General features: G+C 62.9%; 18 protein-coding genes and 1 pseudogene. 13 read left to right on the top strand and 6 right to left on the bottom strand.

Annotated elements, in window-relative coordinates; translation table 11 throughout:
• Positions 1–240 precede the first annotated feature (240 nt).
• From V1273_RS27610 to V1273_RS27585, 6 genes are all read left to right on the top strand, one after another.
• Positions 241–1,110, top strand: coding sequence for an FAD binding domain-containing protein (locus V1273_RS27610; RefSeq protein WP_334411524.1), 870 nt, complete (start codon positions 241–243; stop codon positions 1,108–1,110).
• Positions 1,111–1,113: 3 nt separating this feature from the next.
• Positions 1,114–1,590 (top strand): (2Fe-2S)-binding protein, encoded by a 477-nt coding sequence (locus V1273_RS27605; RefSeq protein WP_334411523.1) that lies wholly within the window; start codon positions 1,114–1,116, stop codon positions 1,588–1,590.
• 18 nt (positions 1,591–1,608) lie between these two features.
• A complete protein-coding gene (locus tag V1273_RS27600; RefSeq protein ID WP_334411522.1) occupies positions 1,609–3,894 on the top strand; it encodes a xanthine dehydrogenase family protein molybdopterin-binding subunit in 2,286 nt (761 codons plus the stop codon).
• Between the two features lie 204 nt (positions 3,895–4,098).
• Positions 4,099–4,695, top strand: a complete 597-nt coding sequence (locus tag V1273_RS27595; protein ID WP_334364504.1) for a DinB family protein — start codon at positions 4,099–4,101, stop codon at positions 4,693–4,695.
• Positions 4,688–5,149, top strand: a complete 462-nt coding sequence (locus V1273_RS27590) for a hypothetical protein (protein ID WP_334364503.1) — start codon at positions 4,688–4,690, stop codon at positions 5,147–5,149. Before V1273_RS27595 ends, V1273_RS27590 begins: the two co-directional genes overlap by 8 nt.
• A 43-nt stretch (positions 5,150–5,192) precedes the next feature.
• Entirely contained in the window at positions 5,193–5,606 is a 414-nt protein-coding gene (locus V1273_RS27585) for a VOC family protein (RefSeq protein WP_334380783.1), read from the top strand.
• Between the two features lie 125 nt (positions 5,607–5,731).
• Here V1273_RS27585 and V1273_RS27580 read toward each other — a convergent pair whose 3' ends face one another.
• The 3 genes from V1273_RS27580 to V1273_RS27570 all read right to left on the bottom strand — a co-directional run bounded on the left by V1273_RS27580 (position 5,732) and on the right by V1273_RS27570 (position 8,607).
• Positions 5,732–6,007, bottom strand: a complete 276-nt coding sequence (locus V1273_RS27580; protein ID WP_334364501.1) for a hypothetical protein — start codon at positions 6,005–6,007, stop codon at positions 5,732–5,734.
• Between the two features lie 269 nt (positions 6,008–6,276).
• Positions 6,277–6,504, bottom strand: coding sequence for a hypothetical protein (locus tag V1273_RS27575; RefSeq protein ID WP_334364500.1), 228 nt, complete (start codon positions 6,502–6,504; stop codon positions 6,277–6,279).
• 657 nt (positions 6,505–7,161) lie between these two features.
• Entirely contained in the window at positions 7,162–8,607 is a 1,446-nt protein-coding gene (locus V1273_RS27570) for a helix-turn-helix domain-containing protein (protein WP_334380784.1), read from the bottom strand.
• A 195-nt stretch (positions 8,608–8,802) separates the two neighbouring features.
• Between V1273_RS27570 and V1273_RS27565 the strand changes: the two genes are divergently transcribed.
• From V1273_RS27565 to V1273_RS27555, 3 genes are all read left to right on the top strand, one after another.
• Positions 8,803–10,440: an isocitrate lyase gene (locus tag V1273_RS27565; RefSeq protein WP_334411521.1), complete on the top strand. Its 1,638-nt coding sequence runs from the start codon at positions 8,803–8,805 to the stop codon at positions 10,438–10,440.
• Positions 10,441–10,514: 74 nt separating this feature from the next.
• Positions 10,515–10,724, top strand: coding sequence for a DUF4170 domain-containing protein (locus V1273_RS27560; protein ID WP_036013800.1), 210 nt, complete (start codon positions 10,515–10,517; stop codon positions 10,722–10,724).
• A gap of 318 nt (positions 10,725–11,042) precedes the next feature.
• Positions 11,043–11,597 carry a hypothetical protein gene (locus V1273_RS27555; protein WP_334364497.1) on the top strand — a complete coding sequence of 185 codons (555 nt, stop codon included), beginning with the start codon at positions 11,043–11,045 and terminating at the stop codon, positions 11,595–11,597.
• Here the strand turns inward: V1273_RS27555 and V1273_RS27550 are convergent.
• A complete protein-coding gene (locus V1273_RS27550; protein ID WP_334364496.1) occupies positions 11,594–12,484 on the bottom strand; it encodes a metallophosphoesterase family protein in 891 nt (296 codons plus the stop codon). The genes V1273_RS27555 and V1273_RS27550 overlap by 4 nt on opposite strands.
• A gap of 95 nt (positions 12,485–12,579) precedes the next feature.
• Between V1273_RS27550 and V1273_RS27545 the strand changes: the two genes are divergently transcribed.
• From V1273_RS27545 to V1273_RS27530, 4 genes and pseudogenes are all read left to right on the top strand, one after another.
• Positions 12,580–13,068, top strand: coding sequence for an NUDIX domain-containing protein (locus V1273_RS27545; RefSeq protein ID WP_334380788.1), 489 nt, complete (start codon positions 12,580–12,582; stop codon positions 13,066–13,068).
• 66 nt (positions 13,069–13,134) lie between these two features.
• Positions 13,135–14,274: a hypothetical protein gene (locus tag V1273_RS27540; protein WP_334411519.1), complete on the top strand. Its 1,140-nt coding sequence runs from the start codon at positions 13,135–13,137 to the stop codon at positions 14,272–14,274.
• A 47-nt stretch (positions 14,275–14,321) separates the two neighbouring features.
• Complete coding sequence (locus V1273_RS27535; RefSeq protein WP_334411518.1) at positions 14,322–15,257, top strand: glycosyltransferase family 2 protein; 936 nt, start codon at positions 14,322–14,324, stop codon at positions 15,255–15,257.
• 69 nt (positions 15,258–15,326) lie between these two features.
• A pseudogene (locus tag V1273_RS27530) lies at positions 15,327–15,840 on the top strand (GNAT family N-acetyltransferase).
• 29 nt (positions 15,841–15,869) lie between these two features.
• Here V1273_RS27530 and V1273_RS27525 read toward each other — a convergent pair.
• Entirely contained in the window at positions 15,870–17,666 is a 1,797-nt protein-coding gene (locus V1273_RS27525; RefSeq protein WP_334411517.1) for a cation:proton antiporter domain-containing protein, read from the bottom strand.
• A gap of 128 nt (positions 17,667–17,794) precedes the next feature.
• On the bottom strand, positions 17,795–20,179 hold the full coding sequence (locus tag V1273_RS27520; protein WP_334411516.1) for a TonB-dependent receptor: 2,385 nt from the start codon (positions 20,177–20,179) through the stop codon (positions 17,795–17,797).
• Positions 20,180–20,215 lie beyond the last annotated feature (36 nt).

Here is a 20,215-nt window from a genome sequence, read left to right as displayed (position 1 = left end):
TAGCCAACGGTGCCAGCCCCGTCATTACAATGACGGCGGATGGGACTCTGCCCAAGCGATCCCCGCCTCGGCGCAATCGGCCGCGCAAGCCCCGTCATGCGCATAGGAGCCTGCCGTATCAACCTGATCTCGCAGGCTGTTCCAACCGCTTTTCCCCGTGTAGGCTTGCGGTCTGCCCGACTTTTGAAGGTGAGCCGACAATCACCGGGGCGGGCGGAACGAGGGAGATGGCGGAAGACCATGACGGAACTCCGATATTTGGCGCCTGATACGCTTGACGAAGCGGTCGGTGCATTTGCGAAAGCCGGCAGCGCCGCGCGCATCCTGGCCGGCGGCACCGATCTTCTGGTGCAAATGCGATCGGGCGCGCTCAAGCCGGGCGTGATCGTCGACATCAAGAAAATCCCCGAGATGACGGCAATCGAACAGACCGCCGATGGCGGCTTTCGCATTGGCGCCGCGGTCTCCGGCATGGCGCTCGCCGAACACCGGAATTTCGGCAAGGTCTGGCCTGGCGTGCTCGAAGCGGTCAACCTGATCGGTTCCAAGCAGGTGCAGGGCCGCGCCTCCGCCGGCGGCAATCTCTGCAACGGCTCGCCCGCCGGCGACAGCGTGCCCGCGATGGTCGCGGCCGGCGCCACCGTCACCGTGCAGGGCCCGGATGGCCGCCGCGAGATGAAGGTGGAGGACGTCCCCGCCGGCCCCGGCCGCACCAACTTAAAGCCCGGCGAGATCCTCGTCAGCTTCACGCTGCCGCCGCGCCCGCCCGGATCGAGCGATGCTTACTTGCGCATGATACCGCGCACCGAAATGGACATCGCCGTGGTCGGCTGCGGTGTCAGCCTCACCATGAACGACGGCATCGTCACATCAGCCCGCGTCGGCTTGGGGGCGGTGGCGCCGACCGTGCTGCTGGTGGAAGACGCTGCGAAAGCGCTGATCGGCTCAAAGCTCGACGACGCCGCGCTGGCGAAGGCAGCCAGCGCCTGCTCCGCCGCCTGCCGCCCGATCGACGACAAGCGCGGCACCATCGCCTATCGCATCAAGGTGGCCGGCGTGCTGCTCAAGCGCACCGCCGCGATCGCCGCCCAACGCGCGCAAGGAAAGTAATTCATGGCTAAAGTTCACGTCACGACCACCATCAACGGCGAGCCGATGGAATTTCTGTGCGAGCCCAGCGATACCATGCTCGACGCGCTACGCGGGCCGCTTGCCCTGACCGGCTCCAAGGAAGGCTGCGCCTCAGGCGATTGCGGCGCCTGCTCGATCACGATTGACGATCGGCTGGTCTGCTCCTGCCTGATGCTCGCGGTCGAATCCGAGGGCCACGACATCAGGACCATCGAGGGCCTGGCGCAGGGCGAGAAATTGCATGCGCTGCAGCAAAAATTTCTCGAAATGGCCGCGCTTCAGTGCGGCATATGCACGTCGGGCATGCTGGTCGCGTCCGACGCGCTCCTCAAGAAAAACCCGGACCCGAGTGAAGAGGAAGTCCGCTTCTGGCTCGCCGGCAATCTCTGCCGGTGCACCGGCTATGACAAGATCGTCCGCGCGGTGATGGAAACCGCCGCCGAAATGCGCGCGCACTAATTTTCGGGAGATAGCCCCATGAACCTCGTCACCAACAACAAATGGATCGGCCAGCGCACCATTCGCCCTGACGGCATGGACAAGGTTACCGGCCGCGCCCAGTTCGCCGCCGACACCACCATGCCCGGCATGATCTGGGGCAAGGTCTTGCGCAGCCCGCATCCGCATGCGCGCATCAGATCGATCGACACCTCCAAGGCCGAGAAACTGCCGGGGGTGAAGGCCGTCGTCACTTCGAAAGACATCGTCGATTTCCCGATCGAGAAGGGCGCTGTAATGCTGGGCATCCAGGACATGCGCTGGATGTGCCGCAACGTGATGGCGCGCGACAAGGCGCTGTTCCCCGGACACCCCATCGCCGCCGTCGCCGCGACCACGGAAGCGATCGCCGAGGAAGCCTGCAAGCTGATCGAGGTCGATTACGAGGTGTTGCCGTGGTCGATCGAGATTGACGATGCGCTCAAGCCCGATGCGCCTGTTCTGCACGAGTTCAACAAGTTCGACGGCAAGCCGTCCAACATCGTCGGCCGCCTCGAGCACAAGAAGGGCGACATCGCGGAAGGCTTCAAGAAGGCCGACCTCGTCATCGAGCGCACCTTCACCACGCGCCCGGTGCACCAGGGCTATATCGAGCCGCATGCCTGCCTGATTTCGGTGGCGCCAGACGGCAAGACCACGATCTGGAGCTCCAGCCAGGGCCAGTTCATGGTGCGCGCGATGACGGCCTATCTCACCGGCATCCCGCAGAGTGACATCCGCGCGATCCCCGCCGAGATCGGCGGCGGCTTTGGCGGCAAGACCATCGTCTATCTCGAACCGCTCGCGACGCTGCTTGCGAAAAAATCCGGCCGCCCGGTGAAGATGGTGATGACGCGCGAGGAAGTGATGCGCGCGACCGGCCCGACCTCAGGCTCGAAAAGCACGGTGAAGATCGGCGCCACCAAGGACGGCAGGATCGTCGCCGCGCATGGCACCTTCTACCTGCAGGCCGGCGCCTTCCCGGGTTCGCCGATCCGCGGCGCCGCGGGCTGCAGCTTCACGCCCTACGACATCCCGAACCTGCTCTCGGAAGGCTACGACGTCTGCTCCAACCGCTCCAAGGTCGCGGCCTATCGCGCGCCGGGCGCGCCGATCGGCGCCTATGCGGTGGAATGCGTGCTCGACGAAGTCGCGGAAGCCTTGAAGATGGACCCGCTCGACTTCCGCCTGAAGAACGCCGCGAAGGAAGGAACGAAGGCCGCGCACGGCCCGGTGTTCCCGCGCATCGGCTATATCGAGACGGTGGAAGCAGCAAAAGGCTCGCCGCATTATGCCGCGCCGCTCGGCGACGGCAACGGCAAGCTGCAAGGAAAACTAAGAGGCAGGGGCGTCGCTTCCGGCTTCTGGTTCAACGCCGGCGGCGAATCCTCCGCGCAGGTCAACATCACCGAGGATGGCAACGTCGTCGTCACCACTGGCCATCCCGATATCGGCGGCTCGCGCGCCGGCATCGCCAACATCTGCGCCGAGTTGCTCGGCATCGACTACCGCCGCGTCTCCGTGATTATCGGCGACACCCAGACGGTCGGTTTCTCCAACCTCACCGGCGGCAGCCGCGTGCTGTTCGCGTCTTCGATGGTGGTGACGCAGTCGACCGAGAAGATCATCCAGACGCTGCGCGAGCGCGCGGCCAAGATCTGGGAGATCGATCCCGAAGCGGTCAAGTGGGAGAACGGCGCGGCGCATCCGGCGAGCCCGAACGCCGGCCAGTTCGAGCCGCTGACGCTGGAAGAGCTCGCCGAGAAAGCACCTGCGATGGGCGGCCCCATCGGGGCCGGCGTGCAGCTCAACACCCAAGGCGCCGACGGCGGTTTCGGCACGCATGTCTGCGACGTCGAGGTCGACGTCGATCTCGGCATCGCACGCGTGATCCGCTACACCGCCGTGCAGGATGTCGGCCGCGCCATCCACCCCGGCTATGTCGAGGGCCAGCTCCAGGGCGGCGTCGCGCAAGGCATCGGCTGGGCGCTGAACGAGGAATACATCTACACGAAAGAGGGCAAGGTCGATAACCCCGGCTTCCTCGACTACCGCATGCCGGTCTGCTCCGACCTGCCGATGATCGACTGCATCATGGTCGAGATCCCGAACCCGAAACACCCGCAAGGCGTCAAGGGCGTCGGCGAAGTGCCGCTGGTGCCTGTGATGGCCGCGGTGGCGAACGCGATCTACAACGCGCTGGGCAAACGCTTCTACGCGTTGCCGATGTCGCCGCCGAAGGTGCTGGAGGTGCTGGAAGCGCCGACGCAGCAGGCGGCGGAGTAGGGAGGCCGTATCGCCGAGCCGTCATTGCGAGCGAAGCGAAGCAATCCATAGCGCGGCAAATGGAGATATGGATTGCTTCGTCGCTTCGCTCCTCGCAATGACGGGCGTGCGTAGATGCCCGGATGAGCGAAGCAATATCCGGGACCTTCACTATCGTTCCCCGCATATCGCTGCGCTCATGCGGGCTACTGGCTGGCAACGCAAATGAGCGACGTACTTCCCTATCGCGCCATGGCGTACAACAACGCCTGGGCAAACCATCGGCTGCTCACAGCCTGCCTCGGGCTGTCGCAGGATGAATTCACCGCGAAGCGAACCGGCTTCTTCCCAAGCCTGCGCGCCACGCTCAATCACATCCTGATCATCGACCATTTTTACGTCGATGCGATGGAAGGCGGCACGCTCGGCCCGGCCGCCTGGGCGGATCAGGAACCTTGCGCAACGGTCGCCACGCTGAAGGAAGCGCAGGCCGCAGTCGATCAACGTTTGCTCACGGTCGTCGAAGCGCTGGACGGCGCGGGCTTGCAGCGTATCGTCTCCGTGCATCGCGGCACCTCCATCCAGCGCGAACGGATGGACCGCTTGCTGCTGCATCTGTTCCAGCACCAGGTGCATCATCGCGGCCAGGCCCACGCCATGCTCTCGGGCACCTCGGTGAGCCCGCCGCAACTCGACGAGTTCTTCTCGGCAGGTGAAGCGCCGTTGCGGGCGACGGAATTCGCGGAGCTGGGTTGGACGGAGGAGCGGATCTGGGGCGGGCCCAGACCGGCAGACCATCGGGGAGAATCAGCGAATGGATAAGCAGCCAGTCTACTCCGAGAAGGATATCCAGATCGTAGCTAACGCCGTCACCTGCATCCGAGAACGGCCAGAGATGTTCGTTGGCAGTGACCCAACCGGCGCGCGTCTTGCGGCGCGTGTCGTCGAATATCTGCTTCTGCTGGACTCCGGGCCGGTCCAGATCGCGAGAAATGGTTCGTGGTATTTGATATCCGCGGCAAGGGACTGGCTGATGTCCGAGGACGGTATTGTGTCGTTCGAGTCGTTCCACCGCTTGGTGCCGATGCCAAGTGGCGGAATGTTCCACGATCGGGCCGAGGTCTTTCTAACCGCGCTGGCCGACGTAGTCGTAACGTCGGGAATCGACGGGACTACCTGGATCAGCGGTGAACCGGGTAATTGGAAACTGCCGGGCGATGTTTCTCTGCCTCCGCAGAACGGTCGCGTGGTTGCTTTTCACTTCGAGAAAGCTTAGGTCGCGGACCGATCCGGGCTGCGCGCCGAATTCGAAAGCCATCATGACCGATCAGAACGCACCCACCACTTCTCCCTTCCAATCCATCCGCGCGATCGACTACACCGTGATCTTCGTGCGCGACATGGCGGCGATGCGCCGCTTCTATGAGGACGTCCTTCGCTTATCCCTGACGCGCGAATTGTCGGCGGGCTGGATCGAATACCAGATCGGCGGCAACACGCTCGCTCTGGCCCGGCCGAGCCGGACGGCGAAGGATGCGCCGACGCCCACAGGCAGCGCGTCGCTGCAGCTCGCTTTCAAGGTTGGCGCAGATGACGTCGATCGCTGTGCCGACGAGCTGGTGCGGCACGGCGTCGATCTGCTCGAGCCGCCGACCAACCAGCCGTTCGGCCATCGCACGCTATTCTTCAGGGACCCGGATGGAAACCTGCTGGAGGTGTATGCGGAGATTTGATGCGCTCTCCGTCATGGCCGGGCTTGTCCCGGCCATCCACGATTTGACTATCTCGATCGCGAGCAAAGACGTGGATGCCCGGGACAAGCCCGGGCATGACGATGGAGAGAGTAGGGCGTAGTGCTCTAATTCAGCGTCAGCCACACCAAATTGACGTCGCGGTGGCAGGTGTTGCAGTGCGCCGGCTGGTTAAAAGTGTTGGCGAGCTGCCATTCCTGCGCTTCGTTGCTCCATTGCGCCGTGGCGTGGCAGATGATGTCGTCGGAACCGCAGGCATCGCAGACCGGCGTGGAACGGGCGGCGCGATTGACGACCTTACGCTCGATCGGCTGCGGCCGCTCCGGCGCAAGCCGGTCCTGGACGATTTCGAACGGGTTCATCAGCTTGACGCGTCGCAACATTGGCCCTGCATCCATCCGCGAGTTCTGAGAATCGCTACTTTTAAACTAGCGAATCGGCTTGGCCGTTCCATCGCAAAATTGCGGAATACCCACGTTTTAAATGTGATCGTCACCAGCGGGACACAGAAGCGGCTTGCCGGCGGGAGAAAGCGGTCCATTGATGTATCGCACTGCGCCAAAGACACGAGAGGACCTATAGAAAGATCGAACCTGTGGACATGCGCACGCGAAACGGCCCGGCATCGATGCCGGGCCGCGCTGTTGGAGAATTAGTACTTCTTCGCACCCGCTCCGGTGGTCGTGCCGGGTGCGCTTTCCGGTGCCCCCTTCGCGGTCGAAGCCTTGCTCTTCTTCATCTTCTGTTCCGACGTCTTCTGCATCTTCTTCTGTGCCGACGAGTACTCAGAGGAATCCGAGGATTTCATCTTGTCGCTCTGCGCAAACGCCGAGGTTGCGACCAGCAGGGCGGCGGTCGCGGCAATCAATGGTTTCAGCATTGGTCTCTCCTTCGTGTCGTTGGACGAAATGCAACGTCCTGGATGCAGCGATGTTCCGGTTTTTCCCGATGGACCGACCCGCGATGTAATGCTGATGAACAGTCCTTCATCTTCGCGCCGAAATTTCGTGCTCAGGTGGCCCAGGTCGCAGGCCGGATTGGCGACAGCATCATCCGCCGCATGCCTTCTAGTTTGGTGGCTTACGCTGCCGCTAATCAACCCCACGGGCATTGCGCGCAAACAAAAAGTTTCTCAATCATTTCAAGCTGATTTGCCCCGGTCCAGTCCTGCACGGGGAGAGCGCGGCATAAGCCGTCAAACCATTGCGCAGGGAAGGCCGGTTGTTTCGGCTGTTGCCTGTATGCTCGTGTGCGTCTCTTTGCGCATCCTTGCACACGAGACCGCGGGTGCCAGCCAGCACCCGGCCTTCCCTGCGCCCTCTGATTTTTAGGGGGTGAAGAATTCAAGCACAACTCGGGCGCAACGCGCCGCGAGGATGCGAGCGCATATCTATCCGTCGTCCCTGCGAACGCAGGGGACCCATAACCACAAATGTTCATGTTCTGCCAGGCCGTGGCTACAGCGCCTCTCACAACGTCCGCCGGTGGCTATGGGTCCCTGCGTTCGCAGGGACGACGTGGGGAGAGCGTGTGGGCTTCACAACTCCCGTGCATTCGAAAATGCGAACGACGACACCCGTCGCGTGTTCTCGTCCAGGATCAGCGTCCGCGTGATCGGCGGCTCGGCGCGCTGGCTGCAGTTTTCGCGTTCGCAAAGCCGGCAGTTGACGCCGATCGGCGTGCCCTCCGCCTTCTCCAGATCCATCCCGGCGGCGTAGACGAGCTTCGAGGCATGACGGATTTCGCAGCCCAGACCAATCGCAAAGCGCGGCTGCGGCTGCGGGTGCGGTGCGACCGGCCGGCGCACCATCTGCGCGATGGAAAAATAACGCGTGCCGTCGGGCAGCTCGATCACCTGCTTGAGCAGGCGGTCCGGCGTGTCGAAGGTCGAATGCACGTTCCAAAGGGGGCAGGTGCCGCCGAACTTCGAGAACGGAAACGTGCCAGACGAGAATCGCTTGGAGACGTTGCCGGCATTGTCGACGCGCAGCAGAAAGAACGGCACGCCGCGCGCGTTCGGCCGCTGCAGCGTGGTGAGGCGGTGGCAGACCTGCTCGAAGCCGGCGTTGAAGCGCTGCGCCAGCACGTGCACATCGTAGTTCAGGTTTTCCGCAGCACTATGGAATGGCTGATAGGGCATCATGACGGCGGCGGCGAAATAGTTCGCCAGCGTGATCCGGTAGAGCCGCCGTGGCGTGTCGTCGAGCGGACCGGCGCGGTTGACGATGGCGTCGATGGATGCGCCGCATTCGGCGAGGCCAATCTGCAGCGCGAGCTGGAAGGCCCGGCCCGAGCCGTCGACCAGTTCGGAGATCAGAAGCTGGCGCCGATGGCGGTCGAACCGCCGCAGCGTCTCACGCATCACGTCGACCGGCATGATGCGGGTGACGATCGAATGCTTTTCGCGCAGCCGCGCCGCGAGCGCGGCAAACAGTTCCTCGGCGGAGACGTGGAGCTCGTCCCGCAAATTTTCCGCGGCCTGTTCGAGCTCGGGAAAATAATTGCGGTTGGCCTCGATCAGATCGCGCACGCGCTCGATCGGGTTGGCCTCGAAGCGGGCGCCCTCATCGCGGTCGGCCATCTGCGCCGCCACCAGCGTCTCGCCGCGGCGGGCCTCGGTATAGGCGGCGTAGAGGCGCTGCAGCGAATGGGTCACGCCCGGGCAGAGTTCGGCGAGGTCGCGCAGTTCCTGCTTCGGCAGGTCGATCTGGCGGAACAGCGGATCGGAAAAAATCTCGTTCAGCTCGGCAAAAAAGCGGTCCTCATCGGCGGTGGCGAGGTCCCGCAGGTCGAGATCATAGGTCTCGGCCAGCCGCAGCAGGATCTGCGCCGTCACCGGCCGCTGGTTCCGCTCGATCAGGTTGATGTAGCTCGGCGAGATCCCGAGCCCCTCGGCGATCTGGGTCTGCGACAGTCCAAGCTGCTGGCGGATCCGCCGGAACCTCGGCCCGACAAAAAGCTTCTTTCCGGATTCGGCGGCCATAGAAGGTTCCTGACCTAAGATTGTGACAAAATTTACAAAATGACATCTGTTACAAGTTCATATGTTACAAGACATCACCAATAAAATGCAAGGTATCTATACGAATTTCTCTTTTCCGCGTTTAGCTCTCAGGACGTTTCGCAATGCACTGTCAAGAATGTCGATTGAAGACAGTGGAAGACAAGGATCATGCACATGAACTACCAGCCGCGTGGAATCAGTGACCGGACTATCCAAGGACCGGCCTCCTATCTGAGCGAGATTGGAGCTGCTGAAGCACTCCTGAAGGCCCAGCCGACCTGGAATGGCGTCACCGCCGAAGCCGTGGCGCGCATGCGTCTGCAGAACCGCTTCAAGACCGGCCTGGACGTCGCCCGGTACACCGCGGCGCTGATGCGCAGCGATATGGCTGCCTATGACGCCGATCCCACCAAGTACACCCAGTCGCTCGGTTGCTGGCATGGCTTCATCGCGCAGCAGAAGCTGATTTCGGTCAAGAAGCATTTCGGCACGACCGATCGCCGCTATCTGTATCTCTCCGGCTGGATGATCGCCGCGCTTCGCTCCGAGTTCGGACCGCTTCCTGATCAGTCGATGCACGAGAAGACCTCGGTGCCGGCCCTGATCGAAGAGCTCTACACCTTCCTGCGTCAGGCGGATTCCCGTGAGCTCAACGATATCTTCCGCGCGCTCGACGCGGCCCGCAAGGAAGGCGACAAGGCGAAGGAAAAGGCGCTGATCGAAAAGATCGACAACTTCCAGACCCATGTCGTGCCCGTCATCGCCGACATCGACGCCGGCTTCGGCAATGCCGAGGCAACCTACCTGCTCGCCAAGAAGATGATCGAGGCGGGTGCGTGCGCCCTGCAGATCGAGAATCAGGTCTCCGACGAAAAGCAGTGCGGCCACCAGGACGGCAAGGTGACCGTGCCGCACGAGGTGTTCCTGGCGAAGATCCGGGCCTGCCGCCATGCCTTCCTCGAACTGGGCGTCGAAGACGGCATCATCGTGACCCGCACCGACTCGTTGGGTGCCGGTCTCACGCAGCAGATCGCTGTGAGCCACAAGCCCGGCGACCTCGGCGATCAGTACAACAGCTTCCTGGATTGCGAGGAAGTGACAGCCGCCACGGCCCGGAATGGCGATGTCATCATCAACCGCAACGGCAAGATGATGCGTCCGAAGCGGCTTGCCAGCAACCTCTATCAGTTCCGTGCCGGCACGGGCGAAGATCGCTGCGTGCTCGACTGCATCACCTCGCTGCAGAACGGTGCCGACCTGCTGTGGATCGAGACCGAGAAGCCGCATATCGAGCAGATCGCCAAGATGGTAGACCGTATTCGCGAGGTCATTCCGAACGCAAAGCTGGCCTACAACAACTCGCCGTCGTTCAACTGGACGCTCAACTTCCGTTGGCAGGTGTACGACGCGATGAAGGAAGCCGGCAAGGATGTCAGCAAGTACAATCGGGCCGAGCTGATGAAGCCGGAATACGACGATACGCCGCTGGCCATTGAAGCCGACGAGCGCATCCGCACCTTCCAGGCCGATTCAGCAAAGCGTGCCGGCATCTTCCACCATCTGATCACGTTGCCGACCTATCACACGGCAGCTCTGTCGACGGACAATCTCGCGAAGGAGTACTTCGGCGAGCAGGGCATGCTGGGCTATGTGAAGAATGTTCAGCGTCAGGAGATCCGTCAGGGCATCGCCTGCGCCAAGCATCAGAACATGGCCGGCTCCGATATCGGCGACGATCACAAGGAGTATTTCGCCGGTGAAGCCGCTCTGAAGGCGGGCGGCGTCCACAACACGATGAACCAGTTCGGCTAACGGTGGAATTGATCAGTCTGGGGCCTGGCCGGATTCCAGACTGATCACGCTACTCGGACAACAGGAGACTGAAAATGACCAAAGGCAGCAATTTCTGGGTGATCGGCGGCGAGTTCGGTTCGATGAACTTCCACAAGCTCGTCGAAGGCTCGGCCCAGGTCAAAGGCCCGTTCAAGACCCGCAAGGAAGCCGAAGAGTGCTGGAAGGAGGTCTCGGAAGAGAGCCGCCATAAAGCCGGCGTACGCTTCTCCATCGTCGAAGAGCCCTCGCGCGTCTCGGCCTGACCGGCTGCTGCCCACCTACCTATCAGAAGAAACGTCCAAGGACAGGCGGCCCCATCCGGAATTCCGGCTGGGGCCGTTTGCGCGTTCCAGGGAGGCGCGTTTCTTCACCATCTCCCGCGTGCGGGGGAGGGCGTAGGCGGCCTGCGGCCGCCGTCCTTGAAGAAAAACGCCGATGCAGAGCATCTGCTACGGTGGGGGTGCCGCCGCGGGGAATAACGGTGGAGGGATAACCTATTGAAAACAAAGAACCATTGCGCAAGGCATGGTTACTGCTAGGTTAAGCCCAGGCTAACCCCTGCAGGATAAAGGCGGCTCCCGATGTCAAACGCGCAAAATACCGGCAACGAAGCCCGCGACATGCGACCGACCCGGCTGCGCGATGCGCTCCGCCAGGCCCGGATCGAGGCCGCCGATCGGACCGGCGTCGTGGTCGAACTGCGCGATGCCGAGGTCGCGCGGCTCGAGATCCTGAACGAGGCGCTCGATCCGCTGTTCGCTGAGGTGCCGGAGCAAATCGATTTGTTCGATCGCGGTGTCAGTCAGGGCGAAACGCCGCGGCTGTGGATCGACGTGGTCGCGCATATCGTGATGGGACGCGACAAGCGCATCTACCGCTTCGTGCAGGATACGCGCTTCGGCCGCATCGTGCTTGCCGAGTCGCATGATGTGCCCGTCATCGTCGATGCCGTCACCGGCTATGTCGCGCGCCGCATGATCGAGCGCGAGCATGCGATGGTGGCAATGCCCGTGGCCGAACCTGTTGTGGAAAAGAAACCGCGCCGCCGCGGCCTGGGCATGTTCGTGCTCGGCTTCGTGCTGGGCGCGGTGGCGCTGTTCGGATTGGCGCTGTATGCAAGCTTGAAGAACTTTTAAAGCAGCGTCGCCTGCTTGATTTGCTTGACACGGAAGTCGGCATCCACGGCGCGCACGGTCTGTACGCAGCGCCATTTGCCGCCGTCGCGCGTGATCGAAAACAGGTTGTAGGCAGCGGCCGGATAATGCCGGTGCGCCAGCGCCGATGCCGAGGGCACGCCAACCGCGGGGATCTGGTGGCCGGCGCCTTCAAGCCACATCGTCGAATGGATGTGGTCATGGCCGTGCAGGACCAGTTCCGCGCCGCGCCGCTTCAGCACGGCGCGCAGCGCCTTCGAGTCGGTCAGTCGCTTCATCCGCGAACTCGATTGCAGGGGGTGATGGACCAGCAGCACCCGGAATGCCTCGTCCGGCGGCAACTGGGCAAGCTGGCGGTCGAGCGCATCGAGCTGCGCGCGGCCGAGCCGGCCGGTTGCCATCAATGGCAGCGTCGGCACCGCCGAGGAGACTCCGATCAGCACCAGCGGACCGCGCCGCCGCACGAACGGAAACGACGCTCCGTCCGCCGCGGCATCGCCGCGCAGATATTGCTCGAACGCGCCGGTGAAATGATGCCGCGTCGCCCGCACATAGGCGTCGTGATTGCCGGGAACGACGGTCACCTGTTGCGGCGTGCCGACGCTTTCGAGCCACGCCTGGGCCGGGATGAATTCCGCCTCCAGCGCCAGGTTGACGAGATCGCCGGTCACCGCGATGTGGTCCGGCCGCTGCGCCTGCATATCGGCAACCAGTGCGTCCAGCACCTCGCGGCGGTGATATTTATGGCGGTTGCGGGTCCAATTGAAATAGCCGAGCGCACGTTTGCCCGCGAGGTCGCGCAGCCGCGCCGCGGGCAGCGGTGGCAGATGCGGGTCCGACAGATGCGCCAGCGTAAAGGTATCGGTCATTCGCGCTCCGCCGCATTCTCTGTGATATAGAGCCGTCGCACCATCATGTCGGCGATATAAGGATCAAACGTGATAACTGTCCATCCGAGGTTTGCGTGACGGCGCTGCAGCACTTGCGAAAACGTTTCGAACGGCAGTTGCGGCGCGTATTTCACCTCTATTGGCGGATGGCCCGCGGCATGACGCTCGGGGTTCGCGGCGTCGTGCTCGATGGCGATGACAAGGTGTTCCTGGTCAGGCACAGCTATGTCGCGGGCTGGCACCTGCCGGGCGGCGGGGTCGAGGTCGGCGAAACCTTTCTCGAAGCCTTGCGAAGGGAGCTGGTGGAAGAGGGGCGGATCGAATTGACCGGAGAGCCGGTCCTGCACGGCCTGTTCTTCAACGGCCACGTTTCCCGCCGCGACCATGTCGCGGTCTATGTCGTCAGGCAGTTCCGGCAGGACCGCCTGCCCGAGCCCAACCACGAGATCGTCGAGTGCGGATTCTATGCGGCAGGCGCGCTGCCGGCGGAGACGACCAGGGGCACGCGGCTCCGGATCGCCGAAGTGCTCGACGGTGCCGCGCGGACTGCGACCTGGCGCTGACGCAAGACTCGGTTGCTTCGCCGCCCCGCAATGCATAGAAGCGGGGAAACGGGGGCGGGAATCGACATGGGCAGGATGGGGGTCCTGAAGCTGCTTTGCGCCATTGGCTTCCTGGCGGTGCTGGCTAGCAACGTCTGGAGCATTTCGCGCTGGAGCGAAAGCCGCGGTGTCTATGACGACATCTGCTATCTGCGGCAGGCGCATCTGTTCGAGAGGTTCGGCCTCCGAGGCATCGACACCAACGTCACCTTTGACGACGACCACTATCTCAAGAACGGCCTGAAGGCGATCGGCTACGCGGAATGGCATGACGTGAAGCGCGCGCCCTGCCACCCCTTCATTCCCGCAGTGGACAAGTATGTGCTGCAGTATCCGCCGGGGACCGGCTTCGTCCTCTCGCTGTTTCCCACTGGATTTCAGGCGATCCCGCTCTACGTGCTGACGAATGTCACGATCTTCGCGTTTGCGCTGCTTGCGCTGTTCCGCGCACGCGAACCGGTATCGCTCGCGCTGGCGGCGGTGTTCGGCTTTGCGGCGCTTTACCTGATGATCAACCCGAGCAAGGCGAGCTATTCGGTGGCGCCGACCATGATGGTATGCGCGGCCGCGGGCTTCCTGACCGCGAAGCTCTTCGCGGTCCGGCGACAGCGTCGGCTCCTTATCATTGCGCTGGTGGGCCTGCTGATCGGTCTTTCCGTCAACTTTCGTTTGCCGAACCTGTTTCTGGCGGCAGGCTATTGCCTGTGTTTTGCCGGCGCGTTCCTGCTGGCGCGCAGCAAGGAGACTTTCCTGCACGGGCTCGCGTTTGGTGTTTCGTTCCTGATCGGGATTGTGCCGACGCTGATCGCGAATGCGATCAATGCGGGGAGCCCGTTCTCGACCACCTACGGCAGCGTCGATGTCGTGCCGCCTGAACTGAATGCGGGCGTACTCTTGAGCTATCTTGTTGACGTTCAATTCACCTTGCTGGCGATATCGGTCGGCTGGACCGCTTGGTTGTGGTGGTCCGATCGGGGCCGAGCCAGAGGAGTTGCCCTGCTGGTCGCTGCAAACCTCGCCGTGAACCTGATTTTCTTCATGACCCATCCGATCTTTACGCCTTATTATATTATTCCGATCGACATGCTATCGCTCTGGACCCTGCTGTTCGCAACGCTCGATTTGCCCGCGGATAAGTCGGCCTTCCCTCAACCGGCCAGTGCCTGATTGCGGTATAGATGTTCCATGAACAGACTTGATTCTGTGTGCCCGCGATGACGGCACCAGCGCTACGGATCGCGGTTCTGGTGCCGTGCTTCAACGAGGAGGCCTCGGTCGCTACCGTGGTCTCCGACTTCCGCAAGGCGCTGCCGACGGCTCAGATTTTCGTCTACGACAACAATTCGAGGGACCGCACCATCGAGGTCGCGCGCGCGGCTGGCGCCATCGTGCGCAGCGAGCGCCGCCAGGGCAAGGGGCATGTGGTGCGGCGCATGTTCGCCGACATCGATGCCGACATCTATGTACTGGTCGATGGCGACGCCACCTATGACGCGCCGAGCGCGCCGCGCATGATCGACGCGCTGGTCAGCGGCCACCTCGACATGGTGGTGGGCTTTCGCGTCGACCAATCGGTCGCGGCGTACCGGCCCGGCCACCGCACCGGCAACTGGATGCTGACGAGCTTCCTCTCCGCGGTGTTCGGTCAGGCATTCAAGGACATCCTTTCGGGCTATCGCGTGTTCTCGCGTCGCTTCGTCAAATCCTTTCCGGTGCTGTCCGACGGTTTTGAGATCGAAACCGAGCTCAGCGTTCACGCGCTCGAACTGGCGCTGCCGGTGACGGAAGTCGAGACGCCATATTACGCCCGGCCCGAGGGATCGTTCAGCAAGCTCAACACCTGGCGCGACGGTTTCCGGATCCTCGGCACCATCCTGAAGCTGTACCGGTCGGAAAAGCCACTGCGGTTCTTCACGGTGATCGGCATCTTCCTGATGCTGGTCTCGATCGGCCTCGCGATCCCCGTGATCGTCACCTATCTCGAGGAAGGCATCGTTCCGCGGCTACCGACTGCGGTGCTATCGATGGGCCTGATGATCGTGGCGGTGCTGTCGGTCAGCTCGGGGCTGGTGCTGGATACGGTGACACGCGGCCGCCGCGAGATGAAGCTCCTGGCCTATTTGTCCCAGCCCGCCCCTGTCAGGGATTGAGGCAATACAGGGATTGCCGTCTTCCAGCGATGGACCGCGCCGTCGCCAGATGCTATCCCGCGCTCCATCATGAGCGAACTTGACGTCACCATCCTGGCCGAAACACCGAAGGACGCCCAGGCGATCGAACGGCTGCACGAGCGCACGTTCGGTCCCGGCCGTTTCGTGCTGAGCGCCTACCGCCTGCGCGAGCATGTCGATCATCTGCTCGACCTCTCGTTTACGGCGCGGATCGGCACATTGCTGGTCGGCTCAGTGCGCCAGTTGCCGATTTGCATCGGCGACACGCCGGCCCTGATGCTCGGGCCGTTGACGGTCGAGCCGCCGTTCCGGAAGCGCGGCGTCGGCCGCATGCTACTCGATCGTTCGCTGCAGGACGCCAAGGCCAAGGGCCATCGTTTGGTCATTCTGGTCGGCGACGAACCCTATTACAGCCGCGTCGGCTTCAGGGTGATACCGAAGGGACGGGTGACCATGCCGGGACCCCGTCGACTACAGCCGCCTGTTGGTGGCAGAACTGGTCGAGGGCGCGTTCGACGGCGTGTCCGGCAATATCCGGCCGGACTGGAGCAAGGCGCGATAGGGCCGTTGGCGTGCCGCCGCCGCAGTCCATCAGAAAAATCGCCGCTTTTTGGTGCCGGTCGTCCGAACCGGCGTGACCGCGGCGCTTCCCGCCGCCTTCTGCAATTCGTGCCGGAACTCCTCGCGCTTTTCGTGGATGCTGGCGACGACATGACCCATCGCCACCCCGAGCCCGATCAGGGCGGCTTCCGATAACAGCAAGCTAGCCTCGATGGTCTCCGGCACCGCGTCGGTAACGCCGATTTGGTAGAGATGCCGCGCGTGGTCGGCGTCGCGGGCGCGTGAAACCACCAGCATGTCTTTCCTCAGCGCGCGGACCTGCGCGACAATTTCGTCGATGTTTTCAGGTTGATTGATCGTGACGACGACAGCGGCGGCGTCCATGAGGCCGCAGCTCTTCAGAAACTCCGGGTTTGTTGCGTCACCGTAAAAGACGGTACGCCCCTGTCTTCGCTGCTCGGGGACGGCCGCGGCATCATTGTCGACCGCAATGTACTTGAACTGGTGCCGGTCCAGCATCGTACAGACGACCTGTCCCACCCGGCCATGTCCGACGACAATGGCATGGCCGCTCCCGCCGCTTGGCGCAACGGCGAGTTCAGGGTCAGGCGGCTTGTCTTCGCGCATCATCGGCGCCAGTCGGCGTGCGACATGAGATAGCGCCGGGGTGAGCATCATGGTCAGCGAGGTCAGTGCGACCGTGAAGCTCGATACGCTGGCATCGATCAGACCAAGCGTCGTCGCCATTCCAATCCCGACGAAAGCGAACTCGCCGCCGGGACCCAGCAGCAGCCCGACTTCGATAGAAGCGGGCCATGAGAGGCGAAACATCCGCGCCAGGAAGATGAGGATGACGGACTTTACGGCGATCAGCCCGGCCGCAGCCGCGATCAGCCAGACCGGGTCACGCGCGAGCTCGCGGAAATCGATATTCATGCCGACCGTGAAGAAGAACAGACCAAGCAGGAGGCCCTTGAACGGATCGATGGCGGTCTCGATCGCCTTGCGAAATTCCGTCTCGGCAAGCAGCAGTCCGGCGACAAAGGCGCCGAGCGCCATGGAAAAGCCAGCCACGGCGGCAGCCACGCCGGTTGCGACGATCACGAACAGCGTCGTGGCGACGAACAGGTCGCTCATGCCCACTGATGCCACCAGACGGAACAGCGGTCGCATCACGACGCGGCCGACGATGACGATCACCGCGAGCGCGACGGCTGCGTTGGTGAGCGCGAGAAGGAGCGTCGCAACGACCGAACCGGACTCACTTGCGCCAAAAATGGAGATAAAGAGCAGGAGAGGGGCGACTGCCAGGTCTTGCGCCAGCAACGTCGCGAAGCTTGCCCGGCCTGCGTTTGTACTAAGTCGTCGCTGCCTGGAAAGCATCTCGACGACAATGGCCGTCGAGGACAAGGCAAGGCAGGCACCGAGGATGAAGGCCACCGGAGCTTTGTTGCCCAGGAGGGCGACGACCACGCCGATCGCCACCGTGGAGAGTACGATCTGCAAGCTGCCTAGCCCGAATATCAGGCGGCGCATTGCCTTCAATCGATCGTACGATAGCTCCATCCCGATGAGGAAGAGCAGGAACACAACTCCGAGGTTCGCAATGCCGGAGACGTTTTTGGGATCGACAACGGTGAACCAGTAGAGAAGCGGAAAACTCTCGATGAACGATCCCAAGCCGAGAGGGCCCAGGATCGCGCCGGCGCCTAGATAGCCGAGAACGGGATTGAGGCCGAACCGCCGCACCAAGGGAATGACGACGCCCGCGGTGCCGAGCAGAACGAGCGCGTCGCTGTAGACGGGAACATTGATGGACGAGGTCATCTAATCGTCGAGCATCCGCTTTCAGTGGGCAGGGGACATTGACGCGGGATTGCGCCTGGTGTCCCCAGTCATCCCACCTGGACGTTAGCTGGTAGCACCAGCTAACGCCACCCGTCTGCTCATGCGGCTTAAAACTTCAGATTGGCAAACGCCCGCACGCCAATGCCCGGCAGCAAGACCTCGTCCTTGTTGAAGGACGCCGAATTGCGGATGTTCTCGTTCAAGAGGTTGTTGCCGACGAGCCCAACCAGCATTTCCCGCGCGCCGAACCAGGTTGGATCGAGCTTCGTCCTGTAGCTGACCTCCGCCTTCAACAGATTATAGCCCGCCGTCGGCGTCTCGCCGATCGGGGCGATATCGTTCTGGGCGAAGGCGTGCAGCAGGTTGATCCGCGTGAGCCAATTGGCATCGCGCCAGAACAGGCCGCCACCCACGCGCACGGGTGGGATGCGCGGGACATTGGTGCCGTCGTTGAAGGTCGCGCGCACGACATCGAACTGGTTCTCGATGCCCCAGATGCCGCCGTAGAGCGGCCCGACGTCCAACTGGCTTTGGAATTCGCCGCCACGGAAGGTGGCGTCGCGCTGCGAATAGATCGCTTGGTTGAGTTCAAGGGGAAAAGCCGGGTCCGCAGGACCGACGCAAGCGACATCCTCGCAGGTGTTGCCGGTGAGGCGACGGAAAATGAAGCCATTGAACTTGGTGTAGTACGCAGTTGCTTCGAATCGGAAGGGGCCGGTGGCGCGTCGTAATCCGATCTCGATCGATTTGGCGGTTTCGATGCCGAGATTGGGATTGCCGATATCGAACGTGGCGGTCGCATCGTGCGGTCCGCGCGAAAACAATTCCGCCGGCTTGGGCGCGCGCTCGACGTATTGGGCGGTAATGCTTGCGACAAGACCCCCTGGCAAATCCTGGAGCAGACCGACGCTCGCACTTTTCGGCGTGAAGTTCAGGTTGCGCGGTGTGGCAGGACCAATGGCAGCAGGGTCGACGTTGAGGTCGAACAGCTCCGGAACAAATGCCGGCGTCGTTCCGCTGAGACTGACATGCTCGATACGGCCCGCGATCTGCGCCTTGGTTGAGTCAGTGAACTTCAACTCGTTGAAGACGTAGCCGGCGGCCCTGTTATTCTTGTTAGGATCAAACAACCCGTTGAGCGGGCTGCCCGGATCGTCCGGGCTTGATGCCGTCAGTTCCTGATGCCCCGCCTGCAGACCGAAGGCGGTCGTAACAGCGGCAAAGCGCGCGTTGAACGGCGCCATCTGCACCTCGACGCGCCCTTCCTGCTCCTTGTTGGTAAAGGTTTGCCGCACCCCGGCGGACGACAAGTCGGCGGGATCTGCAAGACCGATCTCGTCGTGCTTGTAATTGGTCGCGCCCGCCCAGAAACGTACTGCGTCGATTGCCGCCGCGTCCGGCCTGTATTCGCCCTTGGCCGTGAATTTGGTCTGACGCGCGTCGATGCGGGTCTGATGATCGGCGCCGTCGATGCCCGGAATCCGATAGAGCGTGTCGTTCTGCGTGATCGCCGCGCCAATAAATCCGCCATCGAAGATGTAGGAGCCGCCAATCGATGCACCAGCCGCCTGCATCGCCGAATTGGGCTGCCGGCCGTTGACCGGGCGGGTCTGGTCGAACAAGTACGGATAGCTCGGAATGCTGTAATCGCTGGCCTTGCGGCCATAAGCGTCGGCGTGGAACGCGAAATTGCCGCCGCCGGCATCAATCAGGATGCCGCCATCGACACCCCGGTCGACGGAACTGACGGCCGTTCGGGTTTCGACCGTGACGCAGGAAGGTGACCCCACGTTTGCAAGCGGCGCCTTCGCCGGCAGCCCGTAAGTCTGGAAGGGTGCCGCCGCGCATGAAGGCAAGGCGTCAGGGATGCGATTGTTGGTTGCGCTGACGACGCCGCCGATCGATGTTGATCCGTACCGCATCGCCGCCGGACCGCGGATGACTTCGACCTGGTTTGTCGCCAGCGGATCGACCGGCACGAAATGGTCTTCGCCGAGATCGGAGGCGCCACCAGCGTTGGTGCCGTTCTCGAGGATGCCGACGCGATTGACATCGAGACCCCGGATGATCGGCCGGCTCGCGGCACCGGGCGCGAAGGTGGAGCCGGTAATGCCGGGCTTCGAGAACAGGAGATCGCCAAGCTGGGCGGTGCCTTGGCGGCGGATCTCCTCGTTCGGCACCACGGTAACCGTTGCGAATTGATCAGTCACGATCGGCAGCACGCCTTGTTGGGGCGCGGCGACCACCGGGGCTGGTTGTGGTTCTGGCGCGCGCTCACGGTTCTGGCCGGGCGCTGCGCGGGTGACGCGCGCCGGCGTTCGTACGGGCGCGGGTTTGCGCCGCACGATCGGGCTCGGCGCCGTCACGGTGATTTCAGGCAGTTGCGTCGATGCCGGTGACGTGGCCTGTGCCATCGCCCCGTCGGCCATCGCGCATAGCAATAGCCAGCTTGCTCCACCGCAATGGAACGCTTGTTTCTTCTTGAATGTCATTGTCCCGATCCTGATTCCGTCGATGTGCGACGGATC

This window comes from Bradyrhizobium sp. AZCC 1721 (assembly GCF_036924715.1).
Taxonomy (GTDB): domain Bacteria; phylum Pseudomonadota; class Alphaproteobacteria; order Rhizobiales; family Xanthobacteraceae; genus Bradyrhizobium.
Note: the sequence above shows the minus strand (reverse complement) of the source record. Positions and strands in the feature narration are given on the sequence as shown.